The 22,000-nt window shown below is 34.2% G+C and carries 20 protein-coding genes and 1 pseudogene; 3 read left to right on the plus strand and 18 right to left on the minus strand.

Translation table 11 applies throughout. The features are described 5' to 3' along the window. Positions 1-3: 3 nt before the first annotated feature. The 5 genes from ABC361_RS20080 to ABC361_RS20100 all read right to left on the minus strand — a co-directional run bounded on the left by ABC361_RS20080 (position 4) and on the right by ABC361_RS20100 (position 5,009). Positions 4-483 carry a FixH family protein gene (locus tag ABC361_RS20080; RefSeq protein WP_413075597.1) on the minus strand — a complete coding sequence of 160 codons (480 nt, stop codon included), beginning with the start codon at positions 481-483 and terminating at the stop codon, positions 4-6. A 28-nt stretch (positions 484-511) separates the two neighbouring features. Continuing rightward, the gene (locus ABC361_RS20085; RefSeq protein ID WP_413075598.1) at positions 512-1,489 is read right to left on the minus strand and encodes a YncE family protein; all 978 of its coding nucleotides are present in this window, start codon (positions 1,487-1,489) and stop codon (positions 512-514) included. Positions 1,490-1,493: 4 nt separating this feature from the next. Next, positions 1,494-1,835, minus strand: a complete 342-nt coding sequence (locus ABC361_RS20090; RefSeq protein ID WP_413075599.1) for a c-type cytochrome — start codon at positions 1,833-1,835, stop codon at positions 1,494-1,496. A gap of 240 nt (positions 1,836-2,075) precedes the next feature. Continuing rightward, positions 2,076-3,752: an SNIPE associated domain-containing protein gene (locus tag ABC361_RS20095; protein WP_413075600.1), complete on the minus strand. Its 1,677-nt coding sequence runs from the start codon at positions 3,750-3,752 to the stop codon at positions 2,076-2,078. Positions 3,753-3,770: 18 nt separating this feature from the next. Next, positions 3,771-5,009, minus strand: coding sequence for a hypothetical protein (locus ABC361_RS20100; RefSeq protein WP_413075601.1), 1,239 nt, complete (start codon positions 5,007-5,009; stop codon positions 3,771-3,773). Between the two features lie 600 nt (positions 5,010-5,609). Between ABC361_RS20100 and ABC361_RS20105 the strand changes: the two genes are divergently transcribed. Then, positions 5,610-6,083 (plus strand): TSUP family transporter, encoded by a 474-nt coding sequence (locus ABC361_RS20105; protein ID WP_413075602.1) that lies wholly within the window; start codon positions 5,610-5,612, stop codon positions 6,081-6,083. A 672-nt stretch (positions 6,084-6,755) separates the two neighbouring features. On the opposite strand, the gene ABC361_RS20110 is transcribed toward ABC361_RS20105, so the two are convergent. The 3 genes from ABC361_RS20110 to ABC361_RS20120 form a co-directional block, all read right to left on the minus strand. Beyond that, positions 6,756-6,977 carry a hypothetical protein gene (locus ABC361_RS20110; RefSeq protein ID WP_413075603.1) on the minus strand — a complete coding sequence of 74 codons (222 nt, stop codon included), beginning with the start codon at positions 6,975-6,977 and terminating at the stop codon, positions 6,756-6,758. Positions 6,978-7,118: 141 nt separating this feature from the next. Continuing rightward, positions 7,119-7,571 (minus strand): hypothetical protein, encoded by a 453-nt coding sequence (locus ABC361_RS20115; protein ID WP_413075604.1) that lies wholly within the window; start codon positions 7,569-7,571, stop codon positions 7,119-7,121. 97 nt (positions 7,572-7,668) lie between these two features. Beyond that, a complete protein-coding gene (locus tag ABC361_RS20120; protein WP_413075605.1) occupies positions 7,669-8,628 on the minus strand; it encodes an arsenic resistance protein in 960 nt (319 codons plus the stop codon). A gap of 149 nt (positions 8,629-8,777) precedes the next feature. Between ABC361_RS20120 and ABC361_RS20125 the strand changes: the two are divergent. Together ABC361_RS20125 and ABC361_RS20130 are read left to right on the plus strand one after the other, a co-directional pair. Next, positions 8,778-8,942 (plus strand): annotated as a pseudogene (locus ABC361_RS20125) (Ada metal-binding domain-containing protein); the annotation flags it as partial. Between the two features lie 60 nt (positions 8,943-9,002). Next, entirely contained in the window at positions 9,003-9,305 is a 303-nt protein-coding gene (locus ABC361_RS20130; RefSeq protein WP_413075606.1) for a helix-turn-helix transcriptional regulator, read from the plus strand. 1,384 nt (positions 9,306-10,689) lie between these two features. Here ABC361_RS20130 and qoxD read toward each other — a convergent pair. The 10 genes from qoxD to ABC361_RS20180 form a co-directional block, all read right to left on the minus strand. Then, complete coding sequence (gene qoxD / locus ABC361_RS20135) at positions 10,690-11,007, minus strand: cytochrome aa3 quinol oxidase subunit IV (RefSeq protein WP_413075607.1); 318 nt, start codon at positions 11,005-11,007, stop codon at positions 10,690-10,692. Then, positions 11,008-11,610, minus strand: coding sequence for a cytochrome aa3 quinol oxidase subunit III (gene qoxC / locus ABC361_RS20140; protein ID WP_413075608.1), 603 nt, complete (start codon positions 11,608-11,610; stop codon positions 11,008-11,010). A gap of 2 nt (positions 11,611-11,612) precedes the next feature. Beyond that, on the minus strand, positions 11,613-13,556 hold the full coding sequence (gene qoxB / locus ABC361_RS20145; protein WP_413075609.1) for a cytochrome aa3 quinol oxidase subunit I: 1,944 nt from the start codon (positions 13,554-13,556) through the stop codon (positions 11,613-11,615). 21 nt (positions 13,557-13,577) lie between these two features. After that, a complete protein-coding gene (gene qoxA / locus ABC361_RS20150) occupies positions 13,578-14,531 on the minus strand; it encodes a cytochrome aa3 quinol oxidase subunit II (protein ID WP_413075610.1) in 954 nt (317 codons plus the stop codon). Between the two features lie 207 nt (positions 14,532-14,738). After that, the gene (locus ABC361_RS20155; RefSeq protein WP_413075611.1) at positions 14,739-15,575 is read right to left on the minus strand and encodes a Mur ligase family protein; all 837 of its coding nucleotides are present in this window, start codon (positions 15,573-15,575) and stop codon (positions 14,739-14,741) included. 216 nt (positions 15,576-15,791) lie between these two features. After that, a complete protein-coding gene (locus ABC361_RS20160) occupies positions 15,792-17,240 on the minus strand; it encodes a murein hydrolase activator EnvC family protein (RefSeq protein ID WP_413075612.1) in 1,449 nt (482 codons plus the stop codon). A 199-nt stretch (positions 17,241-17,439) separates the two neighbouring features. Beyond that, positions 17,440-17,997 (minus strand): copper resistance CopC family protein, encoded by a 558-nt coding sequence (locus tag ABC361_RS20165; RefSeq protein WP_413075613.1) that lies wholly within the window; start codon positions 17,995-17,997, stop codon positions 17,440-17,442. 42 nt (positions 17,998-18,039) lie between these two features. Further along, a complete protein-coding gene (locus ABC361_RS20170; protein WP_413075614.1) occupies positions 18,040-18,654 on the minus strand; it encodes an SCO family protein in 615 nt (204 codons plus the stop codon). Then, positions 18,651-19,703, minus strand: a complete 1,053-nt coding sequence (locus ABC361_RS20175; RefSeq protein WP_413075615.1) for a flavin-containing monooxygenase — start codon at positions 19,701-19,703, stop codon at positions 18,651-18,653. Before ABC361_RS20175 ends, ABC361_RS20170 begins: the two co-directional genes overlap by 4 nt. 85 nt (positions 19,704-19,788) lie before the next feature. Continuing rightward, a complete protein-coding gene (locus ABC361_RS20180) occupies positions 19,789-21,936 on the minus strand; it encodes a heavy metal translocating P-type ATPase (protein WP_413075616.1) in 2,148 nt (715 codons plus the stop codon). Between the last annotated feature and the right edge of the window lie 64 nt (positions 21,937-22,000).

Raw genomic sequence — 22,000 nt, forward strand, 5'->3', positions numbered from 1 at the left:
TTATTAGTTGTGATGCTGGCTTTCTTCTACATCATTTGACGATCCATCTGAATTTAAGAACGCTTGAATTTCTTCTTCAGCTACTTTGCCTGAAACAACCATTTTTTTCGGCATGACGTGCATATCTCGTGCGCTTATATGAGTTTGAACAAGATAGATTGCATCTTCTTCAAAAGTATAGACGACATCATAAACGCCTTCTGCCTCGTGTTCAGAGTCAAGCAAGACACCGTCATTGCGCTCTCCGTCTTTCCAAATCTCAAATACGACTTCGAAAGCGTCCTCAACGGTTTCACTTCCTTGCGTTAGTAAAACACTTAATTCTGTTTCTTCACCAACCTCGACCGTTTCCGGTGCTTGAATATCAGCTTGTACAATTTCAAGCAAATTGCCAGCGGGTTGCTCCTCGCCTGGCTCATTCCCACATCCAACTAACAGAGCAAGAGCACTACAGATCGCTATCAGCGGTGCGAATTGTTTCACTATCAATACCTCCTGTTTTCACCTTCACTTAAAATTGAGACATAATGGCATACGGACCTTTGGACACATCAATTTCTTTTTCTAACTTCATAGTAGAAGCATCCACAACCGAAACAGAGTCACTATCGAGGTTCGTAATAAAAAGTTTGTCATCCTGCATCATCATATAATTTGGGTTTTGTCCAACCTCAATCGTTGAGATCACTTCTCCGCGATCAAGACTGTACTTCTTTAATGTATGGTCTCCATGAGAAAGGAAAAAAAGATGCTCATTTTTTTCATCTGCTTCAATCGCAACTGGCATAAGACCAGCTTTTACTTGCTTGATTTGCTTACCCGATTCAGGATCATACACACTGACCTCTCGATTCAGTTCACCTACCTTGCCATGACCACCAATCCATAAATGCTGCCCATCAAATAGTAATCCTGCGGCATTTTCTTCAACAGGAAAACGGGAAAGGATTGTTAAATTAATAAGATCAATAATCGCTACTTCATTCGATTGGGTACTGAGTACAAACACTTGTTGCCCTTCTTCATCAATCACTAAATCAGACGGATAGGCACCAATTGAAATGGACTTAGTAATTGTCCCTGTCTTACCATCAACAACTTGAACGGCATTTTGTTGTGTATCGGATACAAACACGCGCTTTTGCTGCTCACTCACAACGATTTTTGTCAAGCCTTGACCAATTTCAGAAAATGGTCGAATTGCGTGCGCTTCTAAATCAAAAAGGTACAACTCTTCTTCCAGTTGGTTCGTTGCAAGAATAGTGCTCTCATCGAGCTTGGCCATATAGGTAAACGATTGATTCAATTTTTCGCTACCAATGACCTCATAGGTTTCTAAATCAATATAAGAGAGGACAGGTTCTTTCGCGTGACTAACGACAGCAAAGGGATTCCCTGTCGCTGGTACGGCTACCTCTGTGTACCCACAACCTGAAGGGACACCTAAAACAATAAAAATGACTAGGAGAGCTTTCTTTGATTTAGCCATCTTGTTATTGATCTGCTAACCAATTTGATAGATTATTCATTTCATTATCAGAAAGGTATGTTTGAGCAGGCATGAAACCTTGACCACTCTGCAAAATTTCTTTAATTGATTCAGGGGATAACCCATTGTCGACTAAAGCAGGTCCACTTAATCCCTGTAGTTGGCCTCCGTGACAGCTAATACAACTTGCTTGATATGAATCTTCTGCTGCATTTTCGTTGTATTCACCGATGACCAAATTCTCATTTTCATTCTCCGTTTCGAGCGGCTCTCGCTCTTCCAATTCCTTTGCAGAACAAGCTCCTACCATCAGAACCAATAAACTCAAAAAAAATAATCTTTTCATTATATCTCCTTTCTACCTTTTATCTTGTTCATCATCGATTGTAACTGTGAAATGTTAAATACTAATGAAGTTTATGATTGATATACCTTCTTTTTTCCATATTCATTTCTTAATAACCATAATAAAAATTTGTGAATTTAAGGTGTAGTATACGAAGGAATTGAATAGTTTTTTATATTTATCTAAAATACAACAATAAAGACACCCCTTAATTAATAAATTAAGGGGCTTAAAAATATCTTAAACAGCAATAGTTTCTTGATTTTCCAACTTACCTTCATTAATTTTTTGAGACTTCCGATAATCCTCCGCTTCCGCAATCATCGTAAATTCAACGGTACTATCGTGTTTTTGTTTTACTTCTTCCACAATTTGCTCTAATGTGACGTTAAAGAATTCTTTTCTCGGATTGACTCGGTTAACTTGATAATTATCAAATGATCTATGTAATGTCCTTTCTAAATTAGGTGCATCATCTGAGAAAATCATTGCGTGAACATCAAAATTAAAAGGTACAGATGCACTTCCTAATTCGTTAATACGTTCTAATGGTTCTAATCTTCTGGTCATACCTATTTTATAAACGTTTGAACCAAACGAACCAATGTTAGAAATAATGTATACGTAACCAGCTCTTGCATTTTGTTCTCTGTAATCCACAATTTCTTTTTCCTTTTTTATTTTTTCTATCTGAAGTTTAATCTCTGCCATTTTAATTTCAATCTCAACTTGCATAGATTCGTTGGCATCAGTTAATTGCTTCTCATAATTATTTAAGGCATTGTTGAAATGTTGTTCATCTTTCTTTAGTTTCTTCTTTTCTCTTTCTATTTCATCTTGAACTTTTTTCTCCTCGCGCATTCTCTCTTTGATTTGTCTTTGTTCTTCCTTCTCTTCTTCTTTTTTTACTTGATGTTCATAAAAAAGCGTCAATTCATCTATCTTTAATTCAAGATACTCAACTCTGATTTGGACACCTTTTTTTTCCGATATTTTATTCAACTGGTCAAAAGCTTTAAATAACTGCTTTTTAACTATCTCAAAATTATTGTATTTTACACGAAGAATTGCCGTATCGCACTCTTGATTAAATGCTCTGATTACAAGTTTCACATTACCTTTTCTTAAGGATTCACCATCGCGTTTATTTCCATTGACTGTCCAGGATTGTGATTCCGTTGCATCATCATCTTTAACCATCTTCTTCTGTTTCTCTTTTATTTGTTCTAGTTTAACTTTGTATAAGTCAGAAGATCCAAAAATATATTTGAAATTATGAAAACCAAAAGACTGCATCATCTCTTCTTCTTCATATGTTACAAGATTATCCTTGATAATATTTAATTTATTTTTATACTCTGTTATGGTCACTTCTAAGAATTTCTTTTTCTTCTCAATTTCAGTTACCTGGTCTTCTTTTTCTTGTATATTTTTGTTAAATAGTGCTTTTTTATGTTCCATATTCGAAATTAGAGTATGTTTTTCATACATTGATCTTTTTTCATTTAATTCTTGGTCAACTAAAATTAAAATGTTAGCATATTTAATACCTTTAATTTCTTCATCTAATGTGCTTAATTTAAATTCTAAATGAATTCTTCGTTTTTGAATTCTCGTTTTTCTTGACCCCTGATTAATTTTCTCTATTATTTTACTCAATTTTTTCTTTAAATTTGCTCTCTTTTTCTTGTTTTGATCTTCTATTTTTTTCTTTTTTTCTAATAATTTCTGTTTTTCTTTATTAAGGTTATTTATATCTATCTCCAATTTTGTTTTATCATCTAGTATTGAATCGTTAAAAATCTTCTTAAGAAACAGGTGTTGCTTAATCAGAAGCACTATTCCTAAAATAACAGGAACAATGAGTATAAAACATAGGCATATAAACCAAGTTTGTAGATACCACTTCAACTTCATTAGGTCCCCTCCTTAATTTTATTCTGTTTTTACTTTACCTTTTCTTTTCTTTTTAACATAGAAGCCTCCACCAGCAGCCACTCCAAGAATACTAATTCCAGCAGTAACTAAAATGAGTTGATTACGATCTTCTTTAACCTTGACTCCTTGACCTTCAAAGAAAAGTTCATCATACAGCGCTATAGAGTCAGCAGTTATTTTAAACTCATCAGGTATATAGTAATCTTTATTTGTATACCCATGATCGTACGCTGATACCTTAATCTCTTCTGCAATTGTATTTGAAAAAAACCCTTCTTCATACCAATCTAACAATTCCAATTGAGTAACATCCTTTGGTTGCTCGTAATCCATTGTTTGAAATGCCAATAAGTAACCTTTATCAACTGTCTCGGCTCTAATCTTTTCAAAACCTTCTTGATACCCGTCAAGGTATGAGCTTTCAAATCGTTTATCGAATTCGGTCGAATTTTCCCCTACCAATTTATACCCATTGTCGACACCTAACTCATAGTGTATGTCCATTTCTTCCTGAGTCCGTTTCTCAAACCCCTCATTATAATGATCTTTGTATATTTTAATTAATTCATCATTGTTTTCAATTGATTCCGGAAAAGTTAATTCGTCTAAAGCATAACCCAATGAGTGGCCCTTTTCTTCTACATTAACAACCGTTGTTTCTTTGTCATATGAAATTTTAAACGATTCTTCATAACTTTTATTCCAATCAGATGATTTAGATGAGTCATTCTCCATGGCCTTTAAATTGTTTGATCGGGCAGCCTTCTTGCCTTCACTCTCTCCTTGTTTATGCCCATCCTTTTGGTCTTCCTCTCTTACGGTATTTTGGCCTTCTTCATAGCCAGCTCCGTAGCCCTCTTCATAACCAATACGATAACCTTCGTTTGGATGATCGGTTGATGAACTTTTATCTTTTCTTTCGTAACCATGTTCATAACCTTTCTCTCTACCCGCTTTACTCCCTTCATCTATATCCGCTTGCGTATAACTGGGTTTTGGTGCAGGCGAGCTTTCAGGTGTAGAAGGTGATTTGTTTACACTATTAGAACTTGAAGAATTAGAGCTACCTCCATTGTGATAATGATATTCATCATAATTAAGTCCCCATTTTTCACAGTTCGTTCGGCAGTAGTGGCCCCCGTTTCCATCTGTTCTTCCTGGATGTGCATGAGAAATAGAGCTCCAGGTAAAAATTAAGATAAACGTAACTATGATTGCAGAAGAAATGCTTTTCATTTAGAATTTTTCCTCTCATATAAAATAATTAAAATTATTAATTACTACTCATTCATTATCTTCTTTTATCATAAAATAGTAAATATATCTAAAAGAGATAATTAGTAAACTTTAGAAAAAAATCATGATAATTAGTTTGTCACCTAATCTAAATATATTACAGATAATTAAGATTAACTATTATGTTAATGGGGGTAAACTAGGTGGATCTTCTTTCTAAAAGGTATAGTTGACTTGTAAACGATAAACAATTATTAAGAAAAAAGAACCTCATATTTAGATAGTGATTGTTTAATGGGTAAAGGAATAACCTACAATAAGAACTGATAATTCAATAAAAAAGAGGATATTAATAAAATTTATTCATTATCGAGTAAAGAAATGTTTTGTAAGCTTCAAGAACTTTTTAAAGAAAGCCCTTTTAATTATTTTGAAGTAACAGAAAAAATCTTAGAGTACACTAAAATACCTTAGGGGAAAAATACAAATCCTCTAACGGAAAAACCTAAGCTACTAGTTAGGTTTTTCTAAAAGAAATACTAAGTTAAAATTAACTTAGTATTTTTTCATTTATTTGTATCTAAATATTCTAGAAAAGAGATGATAATAATTCTATTTATATTAGTATTTCTAACGGTTTTAATAGGTGCTATTATGCAAGGTATTAGTGGAATTGGAACTGGAATTATTGTCGTAGCTATACTCCCTAACTTTTTTTCTGTAAAAGAAACGACACTTTTAGTCTTAGTATTACTCATATTTGGAGGTTGTACTACCGTAGCTAAATACCATCATTATATTGATTGGATAAGGATTATTCATTTTCTAATATACGTTTTGTTTGGTCGACTCATTGCTTTTTTTGTTCTTTCTAGTTACGGAGAACTAGATGCATTAAGGTTATGGCTCGGTGTTTTTTTAATGTTAATCTTAATTTATCAGGTTTTCTTACCAAAGTTTATAGGTATGAATGATCCCACAAAAAATATAGGCTATTATCTTACTTTAATATTAGGTTTGAGTGCGGGAATTCTAGGGGGGGTTATTTGGATTGGGAGGCATTCTTTTCGCTAATTATTTCCTTTTAGTTTTCCCCGATGAAAAGTATAAGTACATTGTAAGTATACAGATTACAGCCATTATTTCTAGTATATTCTCGATTAGTATGCATGGAATAAATGGTGATTTTCATCAGGCTTTAATTTTTTATATAATTGTAGGTATTGTAGCAGTTATTTTAGGAACATTAATTGGTTTGCGCTTTACAGATCGATTCAATATTAGTGTTATAAAGAAAGTGTTATACTTAATCATCTTTTTAGCTGCATTAAATTTAATATTTTTCTGAATAGGCTATTTGAATATGTGAGCAAGAAAATTCTTATAGCAAAGAAGAACCAAAACTACCCTTCTTCCTTTACGGTTAATTATTGAGTTATTTACTTCCTTAATTTCATTAACTAATACCAATATCACGTTAATTCTAGCTCAGGTAACTTAATATTAGGCCAAATAATTAAAGCTAATGCTATTAAAACTAATTAGGAAAGGCAACTAAAACAATCGTTTGAGCAAGTAATATTGGAATAGATGCATCCAATTCCAAAATCTCGTTGTAGATCGGAAACTATCTACTTTGATTCCGTTTGCAGATTGAACCTTTATAGTGGAGGTTCTTATGAATGTATAATCTTATTCAGGATAACTTCTTAAACTTTAATATTACCTGTTAATCTTCACTAATAATTAATCCAATAAATTAAATCTCATATTATTAATTATTTCACTTAACGGTATGTTGGCTCTTTGACAATAGTCTTTTATATCGGGCCATACGTGCCATTCTTCAATTGGTTCCAAATCACTTACATACCCGTAAACACCATCATAAGTATATGGTTCACTAATTAGACCATCCTTCACTAGAATACCGAATGACGACTCGAACTGTTCTTTATTAGAACTCAAGATACTTTTTATCTCTTCTATAAAGAACATCTGTCTATCTAATCTACCACCTGCCCTTTCCACCATATGGAATAATACCGACCTTGTTGCAGGCGACAGTTGTTTTAGCTTATTACACGCATTTTCAGCTAATACAACAAGTTAACTCAATTCTTGTTGATTACTATTCCAATTCATCACAGAGTTGAATAAAATTAATGTAGTAGCTTGTACACCTGTGTTACTATCTGTTATATCTTCGTACAGTTGAGAAGCAAGGTCATTAATTAGATTTTTGAATTTATCTTCGTGTTCTTGTTTAATTTGTTTTAAAACACTAACAGGATATTTTTCAACATCATCAGTCTCTTTGTGATGTTCATAACACATTATTAGTAAATTATTAGGTTCTCTTCTTTGTTCGTTTGTCATATTCAAATTAAACCTAGGCCCATCTGGTAAGGCTGCCTCAATATGACAAATGTTACCTATGTAGACACCACTGTCACTAACTAAACTATTAAAGCATCCTCTAAAGGCACATTGATTGCCTGATTTTGCAAATAAAATTCTGGCTGTCGATGCTTTTGGATCAAGCCTTTTAGCCTCTTCCATTTACTTCTTACCTCCATTAAAAAACAAGATTTGAAACGTCCCTAAAAAACCAACTATTTATAGTATAGCCATTTTTGAATTATGAAGATATATCTAATTAATTAGATATATCTCGTGCTTTCATTTTCAATAATAATTTCGCTAAGACAGCCAATACGGGTAACTCTAGTAAAGGTCCGATTATAAGAGCTAAGGCGATCAATGGTTGGTCAGGAAAAGCCGCAAGAACAATCGCCAATGCAACAGGCGAGTTTCGCGCAACAACTGTCATGTTCAAGCTAACTGTATCTTCATAAGTAAATTTTAAAAATTTACCTGCTGTCTGAGCCATAAGAAAATTAATTAGGAAATATAAAAACATTGGGATTAACATCAGCCAAATGACTTCAAGGTTATTTAATAAATAAGAACCTTGCGATGCAAACATAGCTACAATTGCTAGACATAAAAAGATGATTTGGCTAGATGCAAAAAAAGGAATCACCTTTTTTTCAAGCATAACTTGTTTTTTCTTCATAAAATACCGCGTTAAAGAAGCTAATATAAAAGGAACAAATAAAATTAAAACAACACTCTCTAGGATTGTACCCATAGAAACAGTTTCCATTGTTCCAGCAAATATTAGAAGATAGACTGGTAACAATAATACTTGTAGTATTAAGTTAACAGGTAAAACAGAAGTAGCAAGGGTTACGTTCCCTCTTGCAATTGACGTAAAGATTAAGTACCAGTCCGTACAGGGTGTGACTAATAACAATATAAAACCTAACCAAATTGCTGGATGATCTACTAAGAAAACGGCTCCAATGCCCCATGCTAAAACAGGCGTCCAAACAAAATTGAGAATGACATTTGTACTTAAAAATTTAGTATTCTTAAATGCATTTTTTAAACCACTCAAAGGAATGGTTAAAAAAAGTCCATACAACATAACTAATAGAAACGGTATAATAAAAGCTTCTGCATGTTGTTTAAATAGAGACAGTTGCCCTAATAATAAGCCTAGACCAACAGCAATTAGAATAATGAATGTCTGATATTTTTCTAAAAAGTTCATATTAATTCCCCTCATGATAATTTAGGGGTAAGTGTGCACAACAAACCACTACACTTAGTATATAACGCAACTTCTATTACGGCATTTTCATTATTGACTTTCAATTTAGAAAGGAGGTTTTACCAATAAAGAATTCTGAATGGGAAGCTATAAAAAATAACGATAAAAATTTTGACGGTGCTTTTTACTATGCACTTTCAACAACAAAGACATTTTGTCGACCTTCATGTACTTCAAGAACACCTAACCCTAAACATATTACAATTTTTAAAAATACCAATGGCGCTGAACAAGCTGGCTTTAGACCGTGTATTAGGTGCAAACCCACTTCAAAAGAATGGAAAGGATTTAAAGAACATCTAGCAAAAGAAAGCTTGATTTACATTAAAAAGAACTACACACAACCGTTTAGCTTAAAAGAACTTTCTGATGCTATCGGAAAAAATGCTTATTATATTCTTCGTATCTTTAAAGAAATTAATGGGGTAACACCTTTACAATATTTGCATCTACTACGAATTAGTAAAGCACAAAAGCTATTGATTGAAACAAATATGTCTGTTACTAATATTGCTTTTGATGTTGGCTACAATGATAGCACGCAATTTTCAATAAACTTTAAAAAGTACACGGGGTTAACCCCTTCTGAGTTTAGGGTTAATTTAACGGACAGTTAGACTGATTACAACCAAGTATCTTTTTATTGTATTTAATCTAACCTTTAACAGACCTCTTAGGTACATATTCTATATCCTATCTATTTTTACTCGTCTCCACCCATACTTTATGCGATAGATTGTACCCTATGATACTTAAGCTCAGTAATTCGATGAATATTCATTACAGATACAACCCGTTCAAGCATCTTTATTCTTTCATCATAAATATAATTTTGCTGTGCAATTGCGTTCGTATTGAATTTAATTTTGCGCCTCTGTTATTTCCATTGCGTTTTGCAATTTCAATTCCTTCTCTCTAAGCAGATCGAATGCAATTAAATTCTTCTTCTGCTTTCTAGGTAAGAAGAATCAAAAGAATATCAGAATTTAACTTCCCAACACCAATATTGTATCTCCCAACCCTTTTACGGCAACATTCAAAATAACCTAACCACTTATAGTTAATCAAGAAAGATACTATTAATGTTTATTATTGAGAATTTTGTGCTATTATTTAATAGAAATCCTTTTTTTGATCTTTACATAAGGCATAGGGGCAACCATATACTTCTTCCTTAAAGGACTGATGTAAATGGATATTAATTTTATTCAGCTTTTTATTATCTTATGTAGTTTATTATTGGAGCTCGTAAAATACTATAATCCACTTTTGGATGAGAGTGTGACACGAATGGAAATAATATCACTTCTATCACTTGTAGTTGCAACCTTAAGTTTTAAAAAAGGAAAAAAATCATCTTAAACAGATGATTCTTTCCCTAAAAGGAGATATAATCCCGGTTGCTCCTATAACTTAGTAAACAAAACTAGATTTCACTAGTCAGACGCGGCAACGTCTGGCTTTTCTTGTTTACCATATAATGTTTTTGTTCAATATAAAAAGGTTTACAGTTTTCAACTTACATTACATAGTATAATTTTATTCAATAACAAAAGCAATATATAATGATATATAATGTTATAAAATGATATATTATGCTATTTGAAATGATTTGTCTTAACAATTTCTTTTATTAGATTTTCTAGTTTAGGTGCTCTTCCTATATTGCCGCTCCTTCACCGACTTATGGCTCATGCGTAAGGATTATTATTGAGAAGACAAAGGATAAGGTATTAAATTAATTATGCTCATTAGAAAAAGTAATTATAGCTCCTTCTAACAATACATGTTAAAAGGTTTTTTATGCTTTAGCCACTATTTAATACAGTCGTAATATTCTAGCCACCAGTTCAATGTTATATTATAAGTAACCTGTTCCCCCCTTGGAATGGACCTAATAAAAGTTGTTTTACCCATTCTGCCTTTTTTTCTAAATAGAATGGGTTCTTTACTTTTGACTATATACAAAAGCAAGCCACCGCTAATGCGGTGGCTTGCTTATTAAAGGTGGCCACTCATTATAACCCAATAGGATCCAATTGTTATAATAACGGCTATTACAATCGCAAACAGAGTGTGACCAATTTGCCATTTCCCATCTTTTCCTTCTCCAATATGCATAAACAAAAACAACTGTACACCCATTTGTATAAAAGCAAAAGCAAAAAGAATGGTCACCTTTAATCCTACTTGTATCGTATCTAAGAAAGCAATCCAAACAGCGAGTATGGTTAACACAATGGAGAAAAGAAAACCAATGACATGCTTCCATGGAAAATCGACTTGATGATTGTGTTGCTTATTGCTTTGACTAGCCAATTACCTCACCATCCCTAATAGATATACACCAGTAAAAATTAAAACCCAGATCACGTCTAGAAAGTGCCAATATAAGCTGGCAATAAAAAACTTAGATGTCGTTTTAGGGTTTAAACCATGCTTTATTAATTGATAAGCCAATACCATCATCCATATAATTCCGAACAAAACATGGAGTCCATGCGTGCCTAATAATACAAAAAAAGCAGACCAGAACGCACTTGTTGAAATTGTTGCTCCTTCATGAACATATTCAAAAAACTCGTAGATTTCTAATCCGATAAACCCTAATCCTAATAACAGCGTTATGCCAATCCACCAAAGCGTTCGTTTTAAACGCCCTGCTCTCATCTCATGAATAGCGAGGCCACATGTAAACGAACTTGTAAGCAGTATAAAAGTCATCACAAGTACAAGTGGTAGAGAAAATAAATCAGCTCCACCTATATCTCCTGCCGTACGATCTATGAGAACGAAGTAAGCAGCAAAAAGAGTGGAAAATAAAGCAAACTCAGCACCTATAAATATCCAAAATCCTAAGATGTTATTCCGCCCTTCGGCAGATTGATACTCAAGTGGTTTTTGTTCAGTGTCTTGCGTCATTATTACACTTCCTTCGCTTTTCTTTCAGTCTCTTCAATCTCTTCAATGCTCACATAATAACCATCACTCTGATCTAGAGAGCGGATAATCATAAGAACACCAATCCCTATACCTCCAGCAATTGCTAAGTAGTACCATTCAAAAATGAGAGCAAAACAAGAAACAAACATAAAGAAACTCATAACTGGAGACACCCATGTATTACTCGGCATATGAATTTTTTCATAATGAGTATTTGAATTAGGGTCTATATTATTCTCTTTTAAATTCCAGAATGCATCTCGATCGCGTACCTCAGGCACTTTGGCAAAATTATAATGAGGCGGTACTGCCGAAGACGTTGCCCATTCCAATGTGCGACCATTCCATGGATCACCAGTTGTTTCTCTCTTGCTATACCGATAACTATAATAAATGTTATAAACAAAGATCATAAAGGCAATTCCCATTAAATAAGCACCTACTGTTGAAATTGCATTCAAAGTGAACCAACCTTCCTCAGGCAGGTAAGTGTAAATTCTTCGCGGCATTCCGTCTAAACCTAAGAAGTACTGCGGAAAGAAACAAACATTAAAACCAATCGTAAATATCCAAAAAACCCACTTACCAATTCGTTCATTTAATCGGTGACCAAACATCTTTGGATACCAATATATCAAACCAGCAAAACAAGAAAAAACAGTTCCTGCAATTAACACGTAATGGAAATGAGAAACTAAGAAGTACGTATTGTGATATTGATAGTCCGCAGCTGCCATCGCCAACATAACACCTGTAACACCACCAATAACAAAGTTAGGAATAAATCCGACGGCCCACAACATTGGTACAGTAAACCTTATTTTTCCTTTATGCATAGTAAACAGCCAGTTAAATATTTTAACTCCCGTAGGAATTGAAATTGCCATAGTTGTTATAGAGAAGAATGAATTTACCATTGGACTATTACCCATTGTGAAGAAATGGTGTACCCATACTAAAAAGCTCAAAAAAGATATAACAACAATTGATAAGACCATAGCATTGTAGCCAAAAAGACGTTTTCTCGAGAAAGTAGCAATAATTTCTGAGAAAATACCGAAAGCGGGTAATGCAACAATGTATACCTCGGGATGGCCCCATATCCAGAAGAAGTTAGCCCATAGCATATCCAAGCCTTCACCTTGCAAGGTGAAGAAGTGTGAGCCAAACAATAGATCAAATGTCATCATGGCTAAAGCAACCGTTAAAACTGGAAACGCGAGAACAATGATAAAAGAAGTGACGAAAACAGTCCAAGTAAACATTGGCATCATCATCAAAGTCATACCTTTAGCACGCATACGCATAATTGTTACAATGAAATTAATCCCTGTAGCCAAGGTTCCTATACCAGACAATTGCAAGGACAGCGCATAGAAATTTTGTCCTGGACCTGGACTGAAATCATTTGAAGCTAACGGAAAATAACTTGTCCACCCTGCAGATGGTGATCCTCCCACTACAAAAGCGATGTTAAACAAGACCATACCAAAAAAGAATGTCCAGAAACTTAAGTTGTTTAGAAATGGAAAGGCCACATCTCTAGCCCCTATTTGCAATGGAACAACGACATTCATTAGTCCAATTAAAAAAGGCATGGCCATGAAAATAATCATGATTGTTCCGTGTGTTGTAAACACTTCATTGTACTTAATGCCTTCTAAAAATGTCATCTGAGGCGCGGCAAGCTGTGTCCGAATCATTAAAGCGTCAAGACCTCCGCGAAACAGCATTAGAAGCGCACATAAAAGATACATGATGCCTATTTTTTTATGGTCAACAGTTGTTATCCAATCTCTCCAAAGCCAACCCCATTTTTTAAAATAGGTTAAAGCAATTAATGCTAAAATTGTAGTTAATCCGATAGATATCTGGGCACCAAGAATTAATGGATCCCCAGTAACGATAAATTCATTCCATTTCAACGAAAACCCGCCTCTGTTTTTTTATTTATTTACTTCATACGTCCTTGTAGTATCAATTGGTTGTTCAAGATAGGGCAGTTCCTGAAGTTTCCCCTCTTTTGAATTCGGATTTAAAGCCTTATAACCTAGTTCCTCCCTTGCATCAAGAGCATATTCTGGGTCCCGTGCATGGTTAACAAAACGTAGATGCGTAGTTGAAAAGGTCATTTCACTGGCATGACCCGGAACCATTAAATGCTTGTATTCTTCTTCTGATAAAGAAGGTGCATTTTGTTGTACTTCTTGAACCCAATCATCATACTGGTTGACTGTAATCGCATTAACATCGAAACGTTGATCTGTGAATCCCTCGCCTGTAAAATTAGCATTTCTTCCTTTGTAAATCCCTTCATAGTCAGCTAAAAGATACAGCTGTGTTTCCATTCCTGACATTGCATATTTTTGTCCACCTAATTGAGGAACCCAAAATGACGCCATTGAATCCGCCGAAGTTAATTTAAATTCAATTGGCCGACCAACGGGTATATTTACGTAGTTGACGGTTTCAATCCCCTCTTCAGGATAGCTAAAGATCCATTTCCAATTAGCAGCAGTTGCATGAATGACAAGCGGTTCTTCTTGGACATCCTCTGCAGTAACTTCTGGTATTTCTTCTAAATTGTATATTGTCACGATCGTCGGAACCGAAAGAATGGTTACAATAACAATGGGGATAATGGTCCAAATTAACTCTAATTTATGACTCCCCTCAATGGTAGGATCATAATTATCATTGTTTTCACGATCACGATACTTAACTAAAATAATGGTTAATAGAACAAATACAACCAAGACAATTGCAAGCATAAACACAATCGATAAGTTAATAAGATCAGTTTGCTGACTTGCTACGGGTCCTTTCGGATCAAGTACAGCTAAGTTACATCCACTTAGAATAAAAACTAACGCTATAACACTCAGCGCTTTTATAAACATACGCATCCTTCTATTCCTTTCTTCTGTCAAGGTTTTCTCTTTCTTAAAACTTGCTTAATCCTACCAACGTAATGTGGAGATTATAAGGAGGAAGAAAGAATTAAATATGAGTTCGCTTTTTCGACAAAAAAATTAGAAGATTTCTTTACGTTTCATAAAAAAAAGACACGGCATCCACCGTCTCTTTTCTATTCACTGTCCCAGTAACTAAAATCTTTCTAAGACTGGTACAATATGCTCCGCTTTTATATTAAGAGATCTAGCAATTAAAAAAGCCAATGCCGCATTTATGACGTTGTGCTGCCCACGAAGGTAACGAAAATTCAAATGATACTTTATTGCCCCATCATAGAGAGAAACAGACAGATTCTTTTTTATGTGAACATCCGTAATTTTAGCCGCTGAATCTATTTCACCTAAGGTGTAAATTAATTTTCGCCCTTGAATTTTTAATTGTTTCAATAATTCCCTTCCCCATTGATCATAAGTGTTTACAATTGCTATTCCGCGAGGTCTTAATTGGTCAAATAAACTGTAGTACGCAGTTACCAAACTTGTATCACTTCGAACTGACTGTTTCATTGACGTAAAAAGACAATAATCAAGCTCAAGTAATTTATAATAACCTTTTTCAATACTCTCAGGTTTTATCTCTATGATTACATACGAGTCCTTACTCAGGGATAATTGTTTTTTCAGATAAGAAGCATTTACTTGGGATTTGATATTAGAAGAATAATCCCCATTAATGAAGCTGTAATCATCACCTATTATCGAACATCTTTTTCCAAAACTCTCTAGAATATGCTTAATCATATAAGCTGTAATCGTTTTCCCTTCAGCTCCAGTAATTCCGATAATAACCTTATCGTTTAACTGAGTAGCAAAGATGTCTTTTGATAGCAAATAAAATAGTTTATCGTCGTTCATACTTTTTTTATTAGCGGGTAAGGGAAAAAGCTCATATTCCGATTCAATTTTTTCAACTCCAGAAGATATCGGTGAAAGATTTTTATTATTAAAAGCAGTTAATTTTTTTTTCATTCTACTACCTCGTTTCTATTTAATAACTATCATAATTAAAAGGATAGTTATTAAGATTGTAGTAAATATGAAGTTCATTTTTATTGCATAATAGTCGTTAATTTGCGCTGCTTATTCCTATCTATTTCATAAACTAATTGAGTTAATTAACGTAATCCATATAAAAAATAGAGAAGCCCTTATGGCTTCTCTATTTTTTATATGGATTATTGGCATTTATATATATTTGTTAGGATTGACTGCATTACTCCTTGACCAGTTAAATGAACCTTCATGAACTTCGAAATGCAGATGCGGCCCAGTAGAATCGCCTGTATTACCCATGATGCCCATGCTTTCTCCTCGAGCTACCTTTTGACCCGCTTTTACATCTAATCGATCTAAATGTGCATACACGGTGGTCACTTGTTTTCCGTCAATTTGATGAGATACTAAAATCCAATTTCCGAAACTAGGATGATACTCTGCCGAAACGACTGTTCCTTCGTATGCTGCAACAATTGGGATATCTCCACTTCTTCCATTCTTCCCTATATCCATCCCCCAATGCATTCTTCCCCATCTCTGTCCATATTCAGATGTCATTCTTCCTGTAGTTGGACGAACAAATGAAGTTGAATTTACAGTTTCTTGTGCAGGCGCTTGTGCGCTTTCATTTTTTGCTGATGGGGTTTCTTTAGCTGGCTTAACTATATCCTCTTTAGGAGGTTGAGTCTGAGAATTTTCAGTTCTTTTTTGTTTCACTGGTTCACTATTTTGATTTGAATTTTGTTTATTTTCTTCATCAACCTTCTTTTCAGCGGCAATTCTTTCTTGTTCTTGTCTTTCTAGTCGTTCTTCTCGTTCCTCCTTTTCTTTCCTTTCTTGTTCCTCTTTCGCTATTCTTTCCTTCTCTTGTTCTTCAAATTCAATTATTTGCTCATTAAGAGTAACTTCCTGTTTTCTTAATAGCTCTTCATCTGAAACAATCTCATTTAGCTTTTCAATCAATTTACTTTCTTTATCTCTTAAATTTTCATTTATATTGTTAATTTGATTTATTTGATTCGCTATTTCTCTTTCAATTTCTTCTAGGGACACTTTTTTTGTTTCCAACTCGCTTTTATTTAGTTCTAATTCTTTTTCATTACTAATTAATTTCTCTTGATCTTCAATTTGCTCATCGATGATTTCTTGATCGCTTTGAGCAATGGTGTTAATGACACTGACTCTTTCAATGAAGTCTCCAAAACTTTTTGACCCTAATAAAACCTCTAAATAACTAATGCCACCATCTGACTCATATGAGGCTATAGCTCGATCTTTTAAAATTTCCGTACGTTCTTTTATTCTTTCACTCAGTAAATTAATTTCGTCTTGCAGTCTAGAAATATCATCTTCAAGCTCTAAAATTTCTGTTTTATTCTTCTCAATATCTTCGCTATTTTTATCTCTTTCGTCCGACACAGTAGCTAGCTCATTTTGAAGAATGCTAAGTTGTTCTTCCAATTCTTCAATTGCTGAAGTTGTTTCACTGTTTAGAAATTGATTTTCCTCTTGTTTTTCACGAACTTGGTCAAGCCGGTTTTTCAGTTCATTATTTGCTGAACTTGATTGCGTACCTGTTACAAAAAGGAGGGAAACTAACAGTGTAGATACTGTTAATTTAAACGTATATTTTTTCATAAATAACCTGCTTTCTAAATTTTAAAAGGCTACTATATTTGCTTTCGCCACTTCTCAACTATTTGTAATTTTATTGTGCAGTTGTGTGCAAATTATGTAGAAAAACAGGTTTAACAGATCAGAAACAACCTTGTAATGCAAACGTAATAGAATAGATTAAAAAAACCTGCTACACGTAACGTAGCAGATTCCTTATTAGTCAGGGTGAATTTCGCTTCTTTTTAATAAATAAAATCAATCCAGCTATTAAAGCTAAAAAAAGGACGATGCTAAAAGCTAGAATAATTGTTGCATTACTAGTGTCAGAAGATTCTTCTGTTTGATTATCCTCTTCAATTACATCTTCAATTGTCTCATTACTTATTTGCTCATCCGAACTCTCGTTATCACTTGTTTCTTGATTCTGTATTGTAAAGCCAATTGAGTCTTCTATTGGGTGCCCATCAGCACCAATAATTTTCCATGATACTCTATAAACTCCGTTTTGTAGTGTTTCTGGTACCGTAATTAACATCTTATCATCATTTACTTCTGTTCTAATTTCAATTTCGTTCCCATTCTCTTCGGAGATTAGCTCCGCTATACTTTGTTCCGCTACTGCTGTATTAAATGCAATTTCAATTTCATTTGGTGATTCTTCTAGAACAGCTCCATCAGATGGAGTAGAGGATTCAATAGCGGTATGCGCCTTTGCAAATTCGACATTAAGTGTAACTGTTAAAATGACGATAAGTGTTAATAATAAAATACGTTTCATATTTTCCTCCAATTCTGTGGTGCATAGTGTGCATTCTTTGTTTTATTCAGCTTCTTTAACTGTCGCAACCATGTCTTCTTTCACTTCGGTTAAATCATTCTCCATGCCGTTGTACATACGAACGATTTGTCCATCTTCATTTATTAAAAAGAATCTTGTGCTATGAATAAAATCATCCTCTACTTTTTGTACAGGAGAAAGAAATGATTCTTCTGCGAATCGAGTTATTTCTTCTAAATCATAGCCAGTTAAAAAATACCAGTAATCATCATTTACACCTATATTCTCTGTGTATCTTTTCAAATGATCTACAGTATCATTTTCTGGATCAACCGTAAAAGATACAAACTTCATGTTCAATTTTTCGTTTATAGCTGTGTCATGCAGTTCTTTCATATTTGGTGTCATTATAGGGCAAACAGTAGGACAACTTGTGAACACCATGTCCGCTAACCAGTAGTTTCCTTTTAAATCGGTTAATTGGACAGTTTCGTTATTTTGATTTACATATTCAAATTCCTTTACGTACATGTTTGCTTGGCTAGCATCAAATTCAAGGTTATCATTCTCCGATTTACCAAGTTCGTATATCCAAGAACAAGAAGCAAGTAGGAATCCTGTAGACATTAATAATGCCACCTTCCAAATTCTCTTCATTTATTTCTCCTAGTATTTAAGTTTTTGTCAATGTGTTTAGCAATAAATTCAGCATCTTCTGTTACCCCGTGAATCAGACCAGATGCTCGATTTCTCTGCCAACTAAGTCCTATGTAGTACAAACCAGAAATTGAAGATATACCTTGATGGTGATTTGGTTTCTGATCTATATCTAAAGCGTTCTCAACTTTAATCCAAGAATAATCATTTTTATAACCAGTAGCCCAGATAACCGCATCAGGTTCTAGAGAACTCTTACCTTTAAAGTAAGCAACCTTATTGCTAATTTCTTCTAACTTGCCATGTATTGAAACTGAGTTTAGCACCGTAACAAAATCATGTCCTATCAATGGTTCAGCTTTTCTAAGTTTTTCTCCTAATATGGTATTCGGTTTTAGTTTAAGAATCTGCAACTTGTCAAACCACCAAAATATGCTCTTACCAAGCAGAGTAGTAGATATCCTTTTTGGTTCCTTGCTGATTGAAAGATGAACTTCATGTGTAGAACTTAGTTCAGCAGCAATTTGTACTCCTGTATTCCCTCCCCCAACTATTAGAATTTTTCCTTCGGGAATCTGGTTTGCATTCCTGTAATTAGCAGAGTGTAACGTAATGGGTATTGATGCATCGTGTATGTCGGGTATAAATGGTGTATAAAAAGCTCCTGTAGCAACAATTACCTGATGAGCTTCTATGGTAGAATTATGCGTTACAATTGTGTAATTTCTATTTGCTTTTTGTGAAACTTTTATGACTTTCTCCCCATACATTACTTTTAGATTCTTCGATTTTTTAAATTCTTTTAGATAAAGTGCTACATCATTCTTTGTTGGAAATTCCCTTTCATCTCCTACATAATTGTGTTCGTATAATCGACTATACGCTTTAGGAGTAAACAGTTCCAAAGAGTCATATCTGTTTCTCCAAGAGTATCCCGTCTCCGAGTTTTCGTCTAGAATAATACAATCTAAGTTTATTCGTTTTAAAGCGTACGCCATAGCTAAACCAGCTTGGCCACCTCCAACAATTACAATATCAATATATTTCATTCAACCTCATCTCCTTTAAATTATAAAAATAACGAAACTCTCATTGGAAAAAAGGTATTCAGACCCCTGAACACCTTTTAACGTTTTAACTCTTATCCTTAACGCGCAACAACCTTAACCCGTTCGCTGTAACCAGCAATGTCGCTCCGACATCAGCAAGAATAGCAATCCACAATGTTAACCATCCTGGGACAACTAAAACTAACGCTAACAACTTGATTCCTAATGAAAACGTGATATTTTGCTTAATTATCCATAAAGCCTTTCGACTAAGTTTCATTGTATAAGGTAGTTTTTTGAGATCGTCTGCCATTAACGCAATGTCTGCCGTTTCTAGTGCCGTATCTGTTCCTGCACCACCCATTGCAATCCCAACAGTCGATGCTGCTAGTGCCGGAGCATCATTAACACCATCTCCAACCATTGCAACACGGCCGTATTTTTCTTGATAACTCTTAACAAAATTCATTTTATCTTCTGGCATAAGTTCAGCTGCAACATCTTTTACTCCTGTCAGATTACCTATCGCCATTGCTGTACTTTGATTATCACCTGTTAACATGATGGTTTCTTTAATTCCCAAATCGTGAAGCTGTTGAATGACTTGATTGCTATTTTCTCTAATCTGGTCCGCAACCGCGATTAGCCCCATTATCTCTTTACTATTTCCAATAATTAAAACTGTTTTACCTTGATTCTGCAATGTATTAATTTGCTGTGTAACAGTATCATCAACCTGCTTAGTATAAAGATTTTCAAACATTCTAAGATTCCCAATTTGATAAAGTTGATCTTCTATTACTCCCTTAATACCTTGGCCAGTTACTGAAGAGAATTCTTGTACGTTAGATTTTTTATAATTAATCTGTTTATTCTCCGCTTCTTTTAAAACAGCTGATGCTAGTGGATGTTGTGAGTAAGATTCAAGTGTGGCGGCTATATAGATTAATTCGCCATCATTTAAATCGTTATAGGAAACTACATCCGTAATCTCAGGAATACCTTTTGTTAAAGTTCCAGTCTTATCAAACGCTACAGCTTTTAATCGCCCAGCTTCTTCTAAATAAACTCCCCCTTTTATGAGCACACCGTTTTTAGCAGCATTTCCAATTGCAGTAACAATAGAGACAGGAGTAGATATGACAAGAGCGCAAGGGCAACCAACTACTAATACAGCGAGACCTTGATAAATTGAAGCTTCCCAAGGGGCATCAAAAAAAAGTGGCGGTAGTGTTGCCACAAAAAAAGCAACAATCATTATTGCAGGTGTATAGTACTTTGCAAATCGATCAATGAATGCCTGTGATGGCGCCTTTACAGCTTGAGCGTCTTCAACAAGTTGTATTACTTTTGCAAGCGTTGTATCATGTACTAATTTGGTGACTTTTACTTCTAGATAACCTTCTTCATTTAGCGTTCCGGCATATACAGAATCGTCTATTACCTTCTCAACAGGTATTGATTCTCCTGTTACAGCAGATTGATTGATAGAAGAATGTCCTTTTATAACAACACCGTCCATTGCTAACTTTTGGCCGGGTTTTACAATCATAATATCTCCTATTTGAATATCATCTACTGCGATTAGTTGCTCTCGATTATCTCTTCGAATTAAAGCCTCGTCGGGGGCAATATCCATTAGAGATTTTATTGAATTTCTCGCTTTATCCATTGAGAATCGTTCTAAAGCTTCACTGATTGCAAACAGAATGACTACAATTGAGCCTTCTAACCATTCACCAATAATAGCTGCTCCAATTACAGCAACTGTCATCAAAGTTTTCATATCAAATCGCAATTTTAGTAAATTCATAAATCCAATTTTGAACAGTTCATGACCGCCAATAACCATAGAAGTTGCAAAAGATAGTCCAGTTATTACATTATCTTCACCGTTAATATACAAAGACAATAACCCAAAAGACAAGAAAATTAATGCTCCAAAAACATTTTGATGCTTACGAAAAAACGACTCTGTTGGCCTAGAGTCAATCATTTTTTTCTTTTTTTCATGATCAGGTCTTACTTTAAGTTTTTCAAACGCTCCAGCTTTTTCTAACTCATTAACACTTGTTGAACCATAGACAGTTATTTTTGAAGCTCCAAAATTTACTTCAGCTGACTCAACCCCGGATAGATCTTTTACGTTCCTTTCAAATGTTTGTGCACAACTTGCACAAGAAAAACCTTCAACTCGAAATACTTGTTTATTGTCATTCTTAGGTGTACTCATAAGAACTTCCCTTCTCCCTGTAAGAATTCAAAACAAATACAATTAGACATTATTATATTCAAAC

Source organism: Shouchella phoenicis, from assembly GCF_047238345.1.
Classification (GTDB): domain Bacteria; phylum Bacillota; class Bacilli; order Bacillales; family Bacillaceae_D; genus Shouchella.

Excerpts from the sequence above, each read along its gene's own strand:
- ABC361_RS20085 (WP_413075598.1), bottom strand. The coding sequence starts at position 1,489 with ATGGCTAAATCAAAGAAAGCTCTCCTAGTCATTTTTATTGTTTTAGGT.
- ABC361_RS20090 (WP_413075599.1), bottom strand. The coding sequence starts at position 1,835 with ATGAAAAGATTATTTTTTTTGAGTTTATTGGTTCTGATGGTAGGAGCT.
- ABC361_RS20095 (WP_413075600.1), bottom strand. The coding sequence starts at position 3,752 with ATGAAGTTGAAGTGGTATCTACAAACTTGGTTTATATGCCTATGTTTT.
- ABC361_RS20100 (WP_413075601.1), bottom strand. The coding sequence starts at position 5,009 with ATGAAAAGCATTTCTTCTGCAATCATAGTTACGTTTATCTTAATTTTT.
- ABC361_RS20105 (WP_413075602.1), top strand. The coding sequence starts at position 5,610 with ATGATAATAATTCTATTTATATTAGTATTTCTAACGGTTTTAATAGGT.
- ABC361_RS20115 (WP_413075604.1), bottom strand. The coding sequence starts at position 7,571 with ATGGAAGAGGCTAAAAGGCTTGATCCAAAAGCATCGACAGCCAGAATT.
- ABC361_RS20120 (WP_413075605.1), bottom strand. The coding sequence starts at position 8,628 with ATGAACTTTTTAGAAAAATATCAGACATTCATTATTCTAATTGCTGTT.
- qoxC (WP_413075608.1), bottom strand. The coding sequence starts at position 11,610 with ATGACGCAAGACACTGAACAAAAACCACTTGAGTATCAATCTGCCGAA.
- qoxA (WP_413075610.1), bottom strand. The coding sequence starts at position 14,531 with ATGTTTATAAAAGCGCTGAGTGTTATAGCGTTAGTTTTTATTCTAAGT.
- ABC361_RS20155 (WP_413075611.1), bottom strand. The coding sequence starts at position 15,575 with ATGAAAAAAAAATTAACTGCTTTTAATAATAAAAATCTTTCACCGATA.
- ABC361_RS20160 (WP_413075612.1), bottom strand. The coding sequence starts at position 17,240 with ATGAAAAAATATACGTTTAAATTAACAGTATCTACACTGTTAGTTTCC.
- ABC361_RS20165 (WP_413075613.1), bottom strand. The coding sequence starts at position 17,997 with ATGAAACGTATTTTATTATTAACACTTATCGTCATTTTAACAGTTACA.
- ABC361_RS20170 (WP_413075614.1), bottom strand. The coding sequence starts at position 18,654 with ATGAAGAGAATTTGGAAGGTGGCATTATTAATGTCTACAGGATTCCTA.
- ABC361_RS20175 (WP_413075615.1), bottom strand. The coding sequence starts at position 19,703 with ATGAAATATATTGATATTGTAATTGTTGGAGGTGGCCAAGCTGGTTTA.
- ABC361_RS20180 (WP_413075616.1), bottom strand. The coding sequence starts at position 21,936 with ATGAGTACACCTAAGAATGACAATAAACAAGTATTTCGAGTTGAAGGT.